The organism is Ruegeria sp. YKSF070 (assembly GCF_059612725.1).
The window spans coordinates 20,552-35,344 of sequence record NZ_JBXWRD010000012.1; the positions used below are offsets into that span (position 1 = coordinate 20,552).

Consider the following 14,793-nt stretch of genomic DNA (forward strand, 5'->3'; position numbering starts at 1 on the left):
GCTTTGCCTGACGCGTAACGTCTGCGCATGACATATGATCTTTTTATCGGCGACCGCAGTTTCTCCAGCTGGTCGCTGCGCGGTTGGCTGATGCTCGAGAAATTCGGCATCCCCTATCGCTCGCATCTGGTGGGGCTCTATTCCGGCACCATGGCCGCGGATCTGGCGCCCCTGGCCCCGGCACGACAGGTGCCTGCCCTGCGTACGCCCGAAGGTATCGTGGTGGGTCAAAGCCTTGCCATGGCCGAGACCCTGGCAGAACAGCACCCCGAGGCCGGGCTGTGGCCCGCCGACCCAGCTGCCCGCGCGACCGCCCGCTGGTTGTGCGCCGAAATGGTGTCGAGCTTCTCCGCCCTGCGCGGCGAATGCCCGATGCAGCTTCTCTATTGCTTTGAAGGGTTTGAGCCCAGCAAGGAAACGCTGTCCGATCTGGCGCGCATCGAAACGCTCTGGTCGCATGCCAGGGAGGTGTCGGGCGCTGCGACGGGGCCGCTCTTTGGTGTCTATTCGCTGGCGGACGTGTTCTATGTGCCGGTTGCCGCGCGCATCGTCGGCTATGGCCTGCCGGTCAGCGCGGCGGCGCGAGACTATTGCCTGTTTCTGCTCGGCGATACCGCCGTACGGCAATGGCGGGCGATGGGGCTGACGGTGCGCTACGATCCGATGCCCTATGCGCTGGACCTGCCGACGCTTGACTGGCCTGTGGGCACGCCGAGCGCCGCGCGCGCGGTCGAAGCCGGCCCGTCGCTGAACGCCTCCTGCCCCTATTCCGGGAATCCAGTGACCGATTTCCTGGAACTCGATGGAAGCGTCTGGGGCTTCTGCAACGCGTTCTGCCGGGACAAGACCGTGGCCGACCCCGGCGCCTGGCCGAAATTCACCGCGATGGTGGCCAAGGGTTAACCATTCTTAAACCTGCCTCGGGATAGCAACGAAGTGTTAACCACGAGGCAGGTTCCACATGGTCGCCCGCGCCCATACCGTTGCGTTTCAGGGAGTCGAGGCCCGCCCGGTCGAGGTGCAATGCGCCGTCACGCCGGGCCTGCCCGCCTTCTCCATCGTCGGCCTGCCGGACAAGGCGGTGTCCGAGGCGCGCGACCGGGTGCGCAGCGCGCTCAGCGGCATGGCCATCGCGCTGCCATCGAAACGGATCACGATCAACCTGTCCCCCGCCGACCTGCCCAAGGAGGGCAGCCATTTCGACCTGCCCATCGCGCTGGCCTTGCTGGCCGCGCTGGAGATCGTGCCCGCAGATGCCGCCGAGGCGACGCTGGCGCTGGGGGAACTGTCGCTTGACGGGTCGCTGGTGCCGGTGGTCGGCGCGCTGCCCGCCGCGATGACCGCGGCATCAGAGGACTGGCTGCTACTCTGCCCCGAAGCGTCGAGCGCCGAGGCCGCCTGGGTCGACGCGGCCAAGGTGATCGGCGCCCCATCCCTGGCGGCGGTGGTACGCCACTTTACCGGGCAGGCTCCGATCGACGCGGCCCGGCCCGGAGAGGTCAGCGCCACCGCGTTCGAGCGCGACCTGCGCGAGGTCAAGGGACAGGAACGAGCCAAACGGGCGCTGGAGATCGCGGCGGCGGGACGTCATCACATGATCATGATCGGCACGCCCGGATCGGGAAAATCCATGCTTGCCGCGCGCATCCCCGGCATTTTGCCACCGCTGACCCCGGTCGAGGCGCTGGAAACCTCGATGATCCATTCGCTTTGCGGCCTGCTCGACCAAGGTGGGATCAGCCGCACGCGACCATTTCGAGAACCCCATCACACCGCCTCGATGGCCGCGATTGTCGGTGGCGGCAAGGGTGCGAAACCGGGCGAGATCAGCCTTGCCCATAACGGGGTCCTGTTCATGGACGAATTCCCAGAATTTCCGCGCACTGTGCTGGAAACCCTGCGCCAGCCGATCGAGACCGGCGAGGTGATGGTGGCGCGCGCCAACGCCCATGTGAAATACCCCTGTCGGTTCATGCTGGTGGCGGCGGCCAATCCTTGCCGTTGCGGCTATCTCAGCGATCCGGCACGCGCCTGTGCCCGGGTGCCCGCCTGCGGCGAAGATTACCTGGGCCGCATCTCGGGACCCTTGATGGATCGGTTCGATCTCAGAATCGAGGTGCCGCCAGTGGCCTTTACCGATCTCGACCTGCCGCCCAGCGTCGAAGGTTCAGCCGAGGTGGCGGCGCGCGTTGCGGCAGCGCGGGCGGTCCAGACATTGAGATTCGGTAGCCACCCGAGCTTACGGCAAAATGCCGATGCGGAGGGTAAAGCGCTGGAAGAGATCGCCACGCCCGACGCCGAGGGACGCGACCTCTTGATCACCGCCGCCGACAGGTTCGGGCTGTCCGCACGCGCTTATCACCGCATCCTGCGGGTGGCGCGCACCATCGCGGATCTTGCCGAAGAACCCGATGTTCGGCGGCCGCATGTCGCCGAAGCGCTCAGCTTTCGGGTTTCGGCGAAAGCTCTGAGCTAAGGGTGCCGGAAAACGACACGTTTTCCGGGCCGTTTTCCGCGACGGAAAACGGCCGCCTGCCGCACGCTCAGAGCTTGGCCTCGATAGCCTCCCAGATCCGACCGGCGATATTCACCCCGTCGAACCGTTCCAGTTCCTGAATACCGGTCGGCGAGGTCACGTTGATCTCGGTGAGATAGTCGCCGATCACATCGATCCCGACAAAGACCTGTCCCTTTTCCCGCAGGAGCGGGCCGATGGCCGCGCAAATCTCGCGGTCACGCTCGGTCAGCCCGATCTTTTCGGGCCGCCCGCCTACATGCATGTTCGAACGCACCTCTCCCTCGGCTGGGACCCGGTTGATGGCACCCACGGCCTCCCCATCAACCAGGATAACCCGCTTGTCACCCTTACGCACATCGGGCAGGTATTTCTGCACGATCAGCGGCTCGCGCGAAAACCCCACGAACAGCTCATGCAGCGAGGACAGGTTGCGATCGTTCTCGTCCAAGCGGAACACACCGGCGCCGCCATTGCCGTAAAGCGGCTTCAGGATGATGTCGCCATGCCGGGCCTTGAACGCCCGGATCGTGTCCAGATCACGCGCGATGGCAGTGGGCGGGGTAAGGTCCGGAAAGCTAAGAACCAGTAGCTTCTCGGGATAGTTGCGCACCCAGAACGGGTCGTTGACCACAAGAGTCTGCCCCTTGAGCCGGTCCAGCAGATGGGTCGAAGTGATGTAGTGCATGTCGAAAGGAGGATCCTGGCGCAGCCAGACCACATCGAAATCAGCCAGATCGACCTCGCGCAGCGGCCCAAGAACGGCTGGGTCGCCAACCACGCGCTGCACGGTCATGTCATGACCGCGCGCTGTGATCCGCCCTTCCTGATAGGCAAGATGGTCAGGGCCGTAGAAGAACAGCTCATGCCCGCGCATCTGTGCCTCTTCGGCCAGCCGGAAAGAGCTGTCGGCATTGATATTCACGGCCCCGATCGGGTCCATCTGAAAGGCGATCTTCATGGCAAGTCCCTCTATCGATTGTCCAGATACATGGCGCAGAGGGGCAGTGGGTTCAATGGCGATCAGCCATGACCAAAGGCATTCTCGATGATTTCAAGCTGACCGGTTCCATCAACCAGCGCCACGTCAAAGCGCATCGGCGTCAGCTGCCCGTCGGGTTCCTCCGCCAGAAACTCGGCCGCGGCCGCATGCAGGCGTGCAATCTGGCGCGCACCAAGGCTTTCGGCGGCACGGGCGAAATCCCGGCTCTTCTTGACCTCGACAAAGACGATCTCGTCACCCGACCGGGCGATCAGGTCAATCTCGCCACCCCTGCCGCGCCAGCGGCGGCGGACCAGGCAATATCCGCGCCGTTCGTAATCGCGCAGCACCGAATGCTCGGCCGCTTCTCCGGCCAGGTGATTTCGTGCCCCTCGCGATGCAAGCGCCTTCATGTCATCCCTTCCCGAGCTTCAGCGCCAGCTGGTAGACCGGGCGCCGGGGCACATCATGCATGCGCGCCACCAGATCGGCGGCATCCCGGACCGAATGCGTTTCGAGCGCCGCCAGTAGGTCCTGTTCTAGGTCAGACTCCTTAACCGGAGCTGAACGGGCGCGGTCCACCAGCAGTACGACCTCGCCCTTAACTGGTGCCTCTGCAAGTGCGTCGGCCAACCCAGCCAGCGTATCCCGGCGAGTCTCTTCGAATTTCTTGGTCAGTTCCCGGCACACCGCTGCGGGCCGGTCACCGCCAAGCACCGCCGCCATGTCGCGCAGGCTGGCCGCCAGGCGCTTGGGCGATTCGTAAAACACCAGCGTGCCGGGCACCCCGCGCAAAGTTTCGAGTCGGGTTTTGCGCGCCGCCGCCGCATTCGGCAGGAACCCCGCAAAGAAAAACGCATCCGTCGGAAGACCCGCCAGCGTCAGCGCCGTCAGCACCGCCGAAGGCCCCGGCGCGCAGGTCACCATATACCCCGCTTCGGCGGCCGCGCGGCTCAACTCGTAACCGGGGTCGGCGATCAGCGGCATGCCCGCTTCCGAGGCATAGGCCACCGACTTGCCCTCGGCCAATGCCTCTATCAGCCGCGCCTGCGCCGCGGCACCGGAATGGTCGTGATAGGCAAGGACCCGCCGCCCATCGAGCGGCACCCCGTGAATGTCGAGCAGATGGCGCAGCGAGCGTGTATCCTCGGCGGCAATCACCTCGGCCGAGGCGAGTACATCCAGCGCCCTGAGCGTGATGTCGCGCGCCGACCCGATCGGTGTGCCGACGAAATACAGGCCCGCAGGCAATCTGAGCTTTTGGTAATTCAACGCTGGACCCGTGTTTCGTGACGTTTATTATCGCGGCTCGACCACTGCGGCGGGCTGCCGCCGGATCAAGGAGCTATTGATTAGATGTTTGCCGTTTTCAACCCCGCCCGCAAGATTGCCCTTTCAGCGATGGCCTTGGCGGCGGCTGCGCTGTTATCGGCATGCGATCCTGTCGCCACGGGTGGTGGTGGGCCGTCCATCAATGCATCCAAACCGGTTCCGGTCGCGCTGCTGGTTCCGCGCGGCTCGGCCCAATCGGGTGATGCGGTCCTGGCTCAGAGCCTTGAGAACGCCGCCCGGTTGGCAATTGCAGACCTGCAGAACGTTCAGATCGACCTGCGTGTCTATGACACCGCCGGGGATGCCGGGACTGCTGCCGCCGTTGCCCAACAGGCCGTCGGCGAAGGCGCCAAGATCATCCTGGGTCCGGTCTATGCGCAGGCCGCCAATGCCGCTGGACTGGCGGTTCTGAACCAGAACATCAACGTTCTGTCCTTCTCCAACAACGTCAATATCGCCGGGGGAAATGTTTTTGTCCTGGGGCCGACCTTCAACAACAGCGCCGAACGGCTGGTGAGTTTTGCCGCACGTCAAGGCAAGGGCAATATCGTCGTGGTGCACAGCACCGACGAGGCCGGACAACAGGGTCGGTCAGCGATCACCAACGCGATTTCTGCCAGCGGCGCCAAGCTGGCCGGAACGGTCGCCTATGAACGGTCGCAGCAGGGCGTGATCAACTCGGTCCCGCAAGTCAAGGCGACGGTGGACGGGACCGGCGCGGATTCCATCTTTTTCACCTCGACCACGGCCGGGGCATTGCCGCTCTACACCCAGCTTTTGCCCGAGGCGGGCGTATCGCCGGCCGAGACCCAGTATATCGGCCTGACCCGCTGGGACATTCCGGCGCAGACGCTGGAACTGCCCGGCGTGCAGGGCGGCTGGTTCGCTCTGCCCGACCCGTCCAAGGCACAAGCTTTCCGCGCCCGCTACCAAAGCACCTATGGCGGCGCACCGCACCCGATCGGCGGGCTGGCCTATGACGGCATTGCCGCCATCGGCGCGCTGGTGGGCGCGGGCAAGTCGGATGCGTTGACTGGCGCCGCTCTGACCCAAAGTGCGGGGTTCCAGGGTGTCGGTGGCATCTTCCGTCTGCGCCCCGACGGGACTAATGAACGGGGGCTGGCCGTGGCCACGATCCAGAACAAACAGGTGGTTGTGATTGACCCTGCCCCACAAAGCTTCTCCGGCGCCGGATTCTGATCCGACCGATACGTCCCTGCCGATCCAGCCCTGGCTGACCGGCGATCTGATCTGCGACCCGGCCGAAGTGTTCGACGCCCCGGTCGTGTTTGCGCGGATCACCGAAGCGGCGGCAGCGGCCGCCGACAACGCAGCGCTGCGCGGCTCGGTCGTGGCCATTCTGCGCGATGTTCAGAAGTCGGGCCGGGCCGCGATCGCTGCAGGCTTTGCAGGCGACCCTTTTGCCGCACGACCATTGACCCGCGCCTATACCTATCTGACCGACGGGCTGGTCAAGACGGCGATGTACGTGGCCTCGGAAATCCTGCACCCGCTGGCCACACCCACCCAGGGCGAACGGATCGCGGTGCTGGCGGTGGGCGGGTTCGGGCGCGGCGAGATGGCGCCGTTCTCCGATGTCGACCTGCTGTTCCTGACCCCCTACAAGATTACCGCCTGGGCCGAGAGCGTCATCGAATCGATGCTCTACATCCTTTGGGATCTGCGACTGAAGGTCGGGCATTCCTCGCGCACGGTGAAGGATTGCGTGCGGCTTGGGCGCGAGGATTTCACCATTCGAACGGCGATGCTGGAACACCGGTTCCTGGCCGGGCACGCACCCCTGGCGCGGTCGCTGGACCAGCGCCTGAAAAGCGAACTATACAAGGATACCCAGCGCGAATTCATCGAGGCCAAGCTGGAAGAGCGCGACGCCCGCCACCGCAAGCAGGGCGAGCGGTACATGGTCGAACCGAATGTGAAGGAGGGCAAGGGCGGGCTGCGCGACCTGCAATCGCTCTACTGGATCGCCAAATACATCTACGAGGTGAAGGAAACCGCCGAACTGGTGCCGCTGGGACTGTTCACCGCATCGGAATACCGCACCTTTGTACAGGCCGAAGAGTTCCTATGGGCGGTGCGTGCGCATTTGCATCTGGTTACCGGGCGGGCCACAGAACAGCTGACCTTTGATCTCCAGGTCGAAGTGGCCGAGCGCATGGGCTATCAGGACCGTGCGGGGCGCCGCGCGGTCGAAGTGTTCATGCAGAAATACTTTCGCGAAGCCACCCGAGTGGGCGAGCTGACGCGGATTTTCCTGACCAAGCTGGAGGCGTCGCATATGAAGGGCGCGCCGCTGCTGGAGCGCATCTTTCGCCGTCGCCGCAGGGTCAAGCAGGGGTACAAGGTGGTACATGGCCGGATCGACGTGCTCGATCCCGAGACTTTTCTGGACGACAAGCTGAACCTGCTGCGCATCTTCGAGGAGGGGTTGCGCACCGGCATGCTGATCCATCCGGATGCAATGCGGCTGGTGACCGCCAATCTGGACCTGATCGATGACGACATGCGCAACGACAAGGAGGCGCGGCGCATCTTTCTGGACCTGCTGCTGAAACACGGCAACCCCGAGCGGGCGCTTAGGCGGATGAACGAGTTGGGGGTGCTGTCGGCCTTCGTGCCCGAATTCGAACCCATCGTGGCGATGATGCAGTTCAACATGTATCACAGCTATACGGTGGACGAGCACACGATCCAGACCATTATCAACCTCGCCCAGATCGAAAAGGAAGAGCTGGTCGAATCGCTGCCGCTGGCCTCGTCCATCCTCAAGGCCGGGGTGAACCGCAAGGTTCTCTATGTGGCGCTGCTGCTACACGATATCGGCAAGGGCCGTCCCGAGGATCACTCGATCCTCGGGGCGCGTATCGCCCGCCGGGTGGCACCGCGTCTGGGCCTGTCCAAGGCCGATTGCGAAACGGTGGAATGGCTGGTGCGCTATCACCTGCTGATGTCAGACATGGCGCAGAAACGCGATATCTCCGACCCGCGCACCGTGCGCGATTTCGCCAAGGCGGTGCAGACGGTCAAGCGGCTGGACCTGCTGACGGTGCTGACCGTCTGCGACATTCGCGGAGTCGGTCCCAACACCTGGAACAACTGGAAGGCCACGCTGTTGCGCGCCCTGCATGCGGAAACCAAGCGGGCGCTTGAAATGGGTATGGAGGCGCTCAACCGCGAAGGGCGCGGAAACGAGGCCAAGAAGGCGCTGCGCGCGGCCCTGTCCGACTGGCCCGCAGGCGAGATCAAGACCGAAATCGCCCGCCACTATCCCCCCTATTGGCAGGGCTTCAATGTCGAGACCCATGTCACCTTTGCCGAGATGCTGCGCCAGTTGGAACAAAGCGGCGATCCCGGCGGCATCGAAATCCGGCTCGACCCTGACGAGGACCGCGACGCCACTCGCGCCTGTTTCGCCATGGCCGATCATCCCGGCATTTTCTCGCGGATGGCTGGCGCTCTGGCGCTGGTCGGGGCCAACGTGGTTGATGCCCGCAGCTATACCACCAAGGACGGCTATGTCACCGATGCGTTCTGGATCCAGGATGCCGAAGGTCACCCTTACGAGGCCGCGCGCCTGCCCCGGCTCAGCCAGATGATCCTGAAAACCCTCAAGGGCGAGGTGGTGGCCCGCGACGCGCTGAAATCCCGCGACAAGATCAAGAAGCGGGAAAAGGCGTTCAACGTGCCAACCCATATCACCTTCGACAACGAGGGTTCAGACATCTACACGATCATCGAGGTCGATACCCGCGACAGGCCCGGCCTGCTCTACGATTTGGCGCGGGCGCTGGCGGCGGCCAATGTCTATATCGCCAATGCGGTGATCGCGACCTATGGCGAACAGGTGGTCGACAGTTTTTATGTCAAGGACATGTTCGGGCTCAAATACCATTCCGAGGCCAAGCAGCGCACGCTTGAAACAAAGCTGCGCAAGGCCATAACCGAAGGTGCAGAACGGGCTGCCGCATCATGAAGCCCGTTCGCATGATGGCCGGTTTTTTCACGGTCGGTTTCTGGACACTGGCCAGCCGGATCCTGGGTTTCGTGCGCGAGATCCTGCTGGCTGCCTATATCGGCCCCGGCCCGGTGATGGATGCCTTTGTCGCGGCCTTTCGCCTGCCCAACCTGTTCCGCCGCTTCTTTGCCGAGGGTGCGTTCAACGCGGCTTTCGTACCGATGTTCTCGAAACGCCTCGAAGGTGGCGAGGATGCCGAGGGCTTTGCCCAACAGGCCTTCAACCTGCTGGGCGCGGCGGTGCTGACGCTGGTGGCGCTGGCCATGATCTTCATGCCTGCGCTGATCTGGGCCACCGCCAGCGGCTTTGCCGGGGATTCGCGGTTTGACCTGGCGGTGGGCTATGGCAAGATCGCCTTTCCCTATATCCTGTTCATGTCACTGGCGGCGCTGTTTTCCGGCGTTCTGAACGCCACCGGGCGTTTTGCCGCCGCTGCCGCCGCGCCGGTTCTGCTGAACGTGTTCGCTTGCGCCGCGATGCTGGCCGGCTCGGCACTGGGTGGCGAAGTGATCGACTGGCTGATCTGGGTGATCCCGGTCGCGGGTGTGGCGCAGCTGGCGCTGGTCTGGGTCGCGGCCGAGCGTGCGGGCATCCGACTGCGCCCCGGGCTGCCCCGGCTCAGCCCAGACATGCGGCGGCTGGTGCGGGTGGCCTTTCCCGCCGCGCTTGCGATGGGGGTGACGCAGATCAACCTGGTGGTGGGACAGCTTGTCGCCTCGCGCACCGAAAGCGCGGTCAGCTGGCTCTTTGCGGCGGACCGACTTTATCAACTGCCGCTGGGCGTGGTGGGCATCGCGGTGGGGATCGTTCTTTTGCCCGATCTGTCGCGCCGCCTGCGGGCCGGTGACGATACCGGCGCGCGCGAGGCCTATTCGCGCGCGGGCGAGTTCTCGTTGATCCTGACCCTGCCCTCGGCCATGGCGCTGGTGGCGATCCCGCTGCCGTTGGTCGCGGTGCTGTTCCAGCGCGGCGCCTTTACGCCCGAGGACAGCGCCGCCACCGCTCTGGCTGTCGCGGTCTACGGGCTGGGCCTGCCCGCCTTCATGCTGCAAAAGGTGTTCCAGCCGCTGTTCTTCGCCCGCGAAGACACCAAAAGCCCGTTCCGCTATGCGGTGGTGGCCATGGTGGTAAATGCGGTGCTGGCCTTTGCGCTTTATCCGCTGCTGGGCTGGATCGCGCCCGCCATCGCCACCACCGTCGCGGGCTGGACCATGGTGGCGCAGCTTTCCCTGGGCGCTCGCCGCATGGGAGACGTGGCCCGGTTCGACACCCGCTTTCACCGTCGCGCCTGGCGTATCCTGGCGGCCTCGCTGATCATGGGGGCGGCGCTTCATGCGGTGCTGATCCCGCTCGGCTGGGTGCTCGACCTGCCCAGCTGGCGCTATCTGGGCCTGTTGGCGCTGATCCTCTTTGCTGCTGTGGTCTATTTCGGGGTCGGCCATCTGATCGGCGCCTTTCGCCTGTCGGAATTCCGCCGCGCCTTGAGGCGGTCATGAGCGCGCTTGACTGCCCCCCCGGCACCGTCCTGTTCCGCGCCGGGCAGGATTGCCCCGGCTTCCTGCGCCTGGACGAAGGCTCGATCCGCGTCACCCTGACCGCCGCCAACGGGCGCGAGGTGGTGCTCTACCGGGTCGGACCGGGCGATGTCTGCCTGCAGACCTTTGCCTGCCTGACCGAGGGGCGCAGCTACAGCGCCGAGGGCGTGGCCGAAACCCGGGTGCGCGGCCATCTGATGAGCCATGCCGAGTTCCGCAGCGCGCTGGCCCAAAACGAGGCGTTCCGCACCGAGGTCATGCAGGCGGTGGCACGCCGGTTTGCCGATTTCGAACATCTGGTCGAGGACGTGGCCCTGACCGGGTTCGACACAAGGCTGGCGCGGGTTCTGTTGCGGCTGGCAAAGGGCGATACCGTGACCGCGACGCATGAAGCACTTGCGGCCGAGACCGCCTCGGGCCGGGCCTTTGTCAGTCGCCGACTGGCCGAATTCGCGCGTCAGGGTCTGGTAGAGCTGGCGCGCGGGCGGGTGACACTGTGCGACCGGTCCGGGCTGGAACGGATTGCCGCAGAGGAACGGTGACACTGTCACCGACAGGCGCCGCGGGATCAGTCACAATGGACACAGATCTCTGACCTGAAAGGATTCGCAAGATGACCCGTAACGCAGGAACCCTCGACCGCGCCGCCCGTATCATACTGGGCCTCGTCCTGTTGTCGCTGACCGTGATCGGCCCCAAGACCATGTGGGGTCTGGTTGGCCTGATCCCGCTTTTGACCGGGCTGGTGGGGTCCTGCCCGCTCTATACCATCCTCGGCCTGAACACCTGCCCGCTGAAGAAATAAACCTGCGTGGCCGGACCGCCCTAATCGTGGCGGATCCGGCCGCGCATCCGCTCCCAGCCGCCCGGCGACAGGAAGAAGGACAGCGCGAATCCGGTGGCAAAGCCCGCCAGATCAGCGACCCAGTCCAGCCCGCCGCCAAACAGCAGGCCGAACAGCAATTGCGCCCCCATCAGAAAGGCGATCAGGCTGAACGCGCGCGCCTGATGCTGCCCCACCAGCGACAGCTTGCGCCACAAAAGCCAGGTAAAGGCGCCAATCAACCCGTAAACAGGTGGAAAGCCCCCGATCAGCGCCACCGGTGAACCGGTCATCAGCGCATATCCCAGCGCCCCCCCGATACCCGAAACCACGAAGACTACCAGCATCGCCAGGCTGCCAAAGCTCTCGGCCACCATCTTGCCCATCGCCAGAACGAAGACGCAGACAAACAGCGACTGGGTGAACGAAGCGTTGACGAAGGGATAGCTGACAAACCGGATCACATGTTCGACAGGCCAGCGCCCCGTCTCCCACATCCAGGTCAGGATATCGGGTGAGAAGGCATAGGACTGCATCGCCGCCAGCCGCCAGCCCACCGCCTGCGGCCCGCCGACGATGCCGCGCGCGCCCAGCGAAAAGGCGATCTCGATCCCCATGATGAAGAGGACCAGCGCCACCACGACGGGCGGCAGCGGATTGACCGGCGATGTATCGTTATCACTGCTCATGGGCGGGCCTTTCGCGGCTGTTGACGTCCCTTTGCCCCATGGGTAAGCGACGGGGGCCGAATTTTCCAGACGGGAGTTCCCCATCATGACCGAAACCCAGTTCACGCCGCGTGTGTTTTCCGGCATTCAGCCTTCGGGAAACCTGCATCTTGGGAACTACCTCGGTGCGCTCAAGCGATTTGTGGATATGCAGGGACCTGAGATGGAGACCGTGTATTGCATGGTCGATCTCCACGCGATTACCGTCTGGCAAGACCCCAAGGAACTTGCGCATTCTACACGCGAGCTGTGTGCGGGCTTTATCGCAGCCGGGATCGACCCGGAACAGTCGATCCTGATCAACCAATCCCAGGTGCCCGAACATGCGCAGCTGGCGTGGATCTTCAACTGCGTCGCCCGCATGGGCTGGATGCAGCGGATGACCCAGTGGAAGGACAAGGCCGGCAAGAACCAGCAGAACGCCTCGCTGGGCCTGTTCGCTTATCCGTCGCTGATGGCCGCCGACATCCTGATCTATCACGCCACCCATGTGCCGGTGGGCGAGGACCAGAAACAGCATCTGGAACTGACCCGCGACATCGCGATCAAGTTCAACCACGACTACGGCGTCGATTTCTTCCCCGTTACCGAACCGGTGATCGAGGGCGCCGCAACGCGGGTGATGAGCCTGCGCGACGGATCAAAGAAGATGTCGAAATCCGACCCCTCGGACATGAGCCGGATCAACATGACCGACGATGCCGATGCCATCGCGCAAAAGATCCGCAAGGCCAAGACCGACCCCGACGCCCTGCCCTCGGAGGTCGAGGGGCTGGAGGGGCGCCCCGAAGCGCGCAACCTGATCAATATCTATGCCGCACTGGCGGATCAGAGCGTCGATCAGGTGCTGGCCGAGGTGGGCGGCAAACAGTTCGGAGAGTTCAAGCCGATGCTGGCGGAACTCGCGGTCGCGAAGCTGTCGCCAATCTCGGCCGAGATGGCGCGGCTGATGGACGATCAGGCCGAGATCGACCGCATCCTGGCACGTGGCGCCGAACGCGCCCGCGCGATCACCGCGCCGATCCTGAAACGGACCTATGAAATCGTAGGCATGGTGTCCTAGCTCTCAAGGTTGATATACGCCCGCGCAGGGGATCTGCGCGGGATCGACCCTTTGCCGGAACGCGGATCCATCCGATAATCGGGCAAAGGAGACGCACCATGACCTATTCCGCCCCCGCCGGCACCTGTGTCGGCCATGTCCATCTGAAAGTGTCCGATCTGGACCGAGCCATCATGTTCTATCGCGATGTGCTGGGATTCGAGGTGCAACAGAGATACGGCGACGCCGCCGCCTTTCTGGGTGCCGGTGGCTATCACCACCATATCGGGCTGAACACCTGGCACAGCAGGGGTGGCGAGCAGCCGCCCGCGCGGGCGACCGGTCTTTACCATTCAGCCTTCCTCTACCCGGACCGCAAGGCGCTGGGAACGGTGCTGCGGCAGGTGATCGAGGCCGGGATACCGATCGACGGCGCCGCCGATCACGGGGTCAGCGAGGCGGTCTATCTGCGCGACCCCGATGGCAACGGGGTCGAGCTGTATCGTGACCGCGCGCCCGTGGACTGGCCGCGCGATGCCGAGGGTAATCTGGCGATGACCAACGCGCCGCTCGATATCCCCGCGCTGCTGGCCGAGGCCGGTTAGGACCGGCCTCGGTCACGCTACTTTCAGGCAGCCTTGGCCTGCAGGATCTCGTCCACCGTGGCATCCGCCACCTCGGCGGGGCTGACCGACAGGGTGCGGGCGCGGGTCAGGATACGGTCCATGGTCTCGTCCAACGCCGCAAGGCGACCGGCGACCCAGGCCTCGCGCCCCGAGATCTTGAGGATCTCGGTCGCCACATTGATGATGCCACCGCCATTGGCCACGTAATCCGGCGCATAGAGAATGCCCAGATCGTGCAAGCGGGTGGCATCCTCGGGCGTGGCCAACTGGTTGTTGGCCCCGCCGGCAACGACCCGGACCTTCAACTGCGGGATGGTCTCGGCATTCAGGATGGCACCGATGGCGCAGGGGGCAAAGATATCGGCCTCGACCCCGTAGATCGCATCGGGCGCGACGGCGGTGGCGCCAAACTCCTCGGCCACGCGGGCAACCTGGCGCGAGTCGATATCGGTGACGATCAGTTTGGCGCCTGCCTGATGCAGATAGCCACACAGGTAGTGGCCCACATGGCCCAGCCCCTGCACCGAAACGATACGCGCGCGCAGGTCGTCCGAACCAAAGCGGTGCCGCGCCGCCGTGCGGATGGCGTTGAAGATGCCGCGCGCGGTGATCGGCGAGGGGTCACCACTGGCGAAATCCCCATCGGCGAGGCCCGCGACACAGGCGGTACGCGTGCCGATCCGAGCCATGTCGGCGGGGGTCATGCCCATATCCTCGGCGGTCCAGTAACGGCCCGCAAGTGCCTCGACCGCCGCACCAAAGGCAGCAAGCAGGTCCGGCGTCTTCTGGGTTGCGGGATCGGCCATGATCACCGCCTTGCCACCGCCCAGATCAAGACCCGCCGCGGCGTTCTTGTAAGTCATGCCGCGCGACAGGCGCAGCGCGTCGTTAAGTGCGTCCGCCTCTTGCGCATAGGGGCGCATCCGCACGCCGCCCGCAGCGGGACCGCGCCGGGTGGAGTGGATGGCGATAAAGCCCAGAAGCCCGCTCTCGGGGTCCGCGATACGGACCACCTGTTCATGTTCGGGCGCTGCGACGGGTGTAATCTGCATGGAATCCTCCGCTGAATGGCCCTCTATCTGCCACAACTGCGGCGCTGTTTTTCACCAAGATTGCGCGCCGCGTCGGCAAAGATTAGAGTTATTCACCAAGATATCCATTATCTTTGGAGATA

At 64.5% G+C, this 14,793-nt stretch carries 14 protein-coding genes; 9 read left to right on the top strand and 5 right to left on the bottom strand.

The features are described 5' to 3' along the window. The first annotated feature begins 27 nt into the window (after positions 1 to 27). Both AC2FL1_RS08755 and AC2FL1_RS08760 read left to right on the top strand, forming a co-directional pair. Complete coding sequence (locus tag AC2FL1_RS08755) at positions 28 to 903, top strand: glutathione S-transferase (protein WP_496876660.1); 876 nt, start codon at positions 28 to 30, stop codon at positions 901 to 903. A gap of 58 nt (positions 904 to 961) precedes the next feature. Further along, complete coding sequence (locus tag AC2FL1_RS08760; RefSeq protein WP_496876661.1) at positions 962 to 2,476, top strand: YifB family Mg chelatase-like AAA ATPase; 1,515 nt, start codon at positions 962 to 964, stop codon at positions 2,474 to 2,476. A gap of 67 nt (positions 2,477 to 2,543) precedes the next feature. Here AC2FL1_RS08760 and gshB read toward each other — a convergent pair whose 3' ends face one another. From gshB to rsmI, 3 genes are all read right to left on the bottom strand, one after another. Next, positions 2,544 to 3,476, bottom strand: coding sequence for a glutathione synthase (gene gshB, locus AC2FL1_RS08765; protein WP_496876662.1), 933 nt, complete (start codon positions 3,474 to 3,476; stop codon positions 2,544 to 2,546). 62 nt (positions 3,477 to 3,538) lie between these two features. Then, complete coding sequence (locus AC2FL1_RS08770) at positions 3,539 to 3,910, bottom strand: YraN family protein (RefSeq protein WP_496825413.1); 372 nt, start codon at positions 3,908 to 3,910, stop codon at positions 3,539 to 3,541. 1 nt (position 3,911) lies between these two features. Continuing rightward, the gene (gene rsmI / locus AC2FL1_RS08775) at positions 3,912 to 4,769 is read right to left on the bottom strand and encodes a 16S rRNA (cytidine(1402)-2'-O)-methyltransferase (RefSeq protein ID WP_496825412.1); all 858 of its coding nucleotides are present in this window, start codon (positions 4,767 to 4,769) and stop codon (positions 3,912 to 3,914) included. An 84-nt stretch (positions 4,770 to 4,853) separates the two neighbouring features. Here rsmI and AC2FL1_RS08780 point away from each other — a divergent pair, with 84 nt between their 5' ends. The 5 genes from AC2FL1_RS08780 to AC2FL1_RS08800 all read left to right on the top strand — a co-directional run bounded on the left by AC2FL1_RS08780 (position 4,854) and on the right by AC2FL1_RS08800 (position 11,205). Then, a complete protein-coding gene (locus AC2FL1_RS08780; protein ID WP_496876663.1) occupies positions 4,854 to 6,029 on the top strand; it encodes a penicillin-binding protein activator in 1,176 nt (391 codons plus the stop codon). Further along, the gene (locus AC2FL1_RS08785) at positions 5,989 to 8,823 is read left to right on the top strand and encodes a [protein-PII] uridylyltransferase (protein WP_496825410.1); all 2,835 of its coding nucleotides are present in this window, start codon (positions 5,989 to 5,991) and stop codon (positions 8,821 to 8,823) included. Before AC2FL1_RS08780 ends, AC2FL1_RS08785 begins: the two co-directional genes overlap by 41 nt. After that, positions 8,820 to 10,361: a murein biosynthesis integral membrane protein MurJ gene (murJ, locus tag AC2FL1_RS08790; RefSeq protein ID WP_496876664.1), complete on the top strand. Its 1,542-nt coding sequence runs from the start codon at positions 8,820 to 8,822 to the stop codon at positions 10,359 to 10,361. Before AC2FL1_RS08785 ends, murJ begins: the two co-directional genes overlap by 4 nt. Further along, positions 10,358 to 10,942 (top strand): Crp/Fnr family transcriptional regulator, encoded by a 585-nt coding sequence (locus tag AC2FL1_RS08795; RefSeq protein WP_496876665.1) that lies wholly within the window; start codon positions 10,358 to 10,360, stop codon positions 10,940 to 10,942. Before murJ ends, AC2FL1_RS08795 begins: the two co-directional genes overlap by 4 nt. 71 nt (positions 10,943 to 11,013) lie before the next feature. Then, positions 11,014 to 11,205: a YgaP family membrane protein gene (locus AC2FL1_RS08800; RefSeq protein ID WP_234137289.1), complete on the top strand. Its 192-nt coding sequence runs from the start codon at positions 11,014 to 11,016 to the stop codon at positions 11,203 to 11,205. A 20-nt stretch (positions 11,206 to 11,225) separates the two neighbouring features. Here AC2FL1_RS08800 and AC2FL1_RS08805 read toward each other — a convergent pair whose 3' ends face one another. Continuing rightward, the gene (locus AC2FL1_RS08805; protein ID WP_496876666.1) at positions 11,226 to 11,912 is read right to left on the bottom strand and encodes a rhomboid family intramembrane serine protease; all 687 of its coding nucleotides are present in this window, start codon (positions 11,910 to 11,912) and stop codon (positions 11,226 to 11,228) included. Between the two features lie 85 nt (positions 11,913 to 11,997). Here AC2FL1_RS08805 and trpS point away from each other — a divergent pair, with 85 nt between their 5' ends. Together trpS and AC2FL1_RS08815 are read left to right on the top strand one after the other, a co-directional pair. After that, the gene (gene trpS / locus AC2FL1_RS08810) at positions 11,998 to 13,014 is read left to right on the top strand and encodes a tryptophan--tRNA ligase (RefSeq protein WP_496876667.1); all 1,017 of its coding nucleotides are present in this window, start codon (positions 11,998 to 12,000) and stop codon (positions 13,012 to 13,014) included. Between the two features lie 98 nt (positions 13,015 to 13,112). Next, positions 13,113 to 13,598, top strand: coding sequence for a VOC family protein (locus tag AC2FL1_RS08815; protein WP_496876668.1), 486 nt, complete (start codon positions 13,113 to 13,115; stop codon positions 13,596 to 13,598). 23 nt (positions 13,599 to 13,621) lie between these two features. Here AC2FL1_RS08815 and AC2FL1_RS08820 read toward each other — a convergent pair whose 3' ends face one another. Continuing rightward, complete coding sequence (locus AC2FL1_RS08820) at positions 13,622 to 14,671, bottom strand: Leu/Phe/Val dehydrogenase (protein ID WP_496876669.1); 1,050 nt, start codon at positions 14,669 to 14,671, stop codon at positions 13,622 to 13,624. Positions 14,672 to 14,793 lie beyond the last annotated feature (122 nt).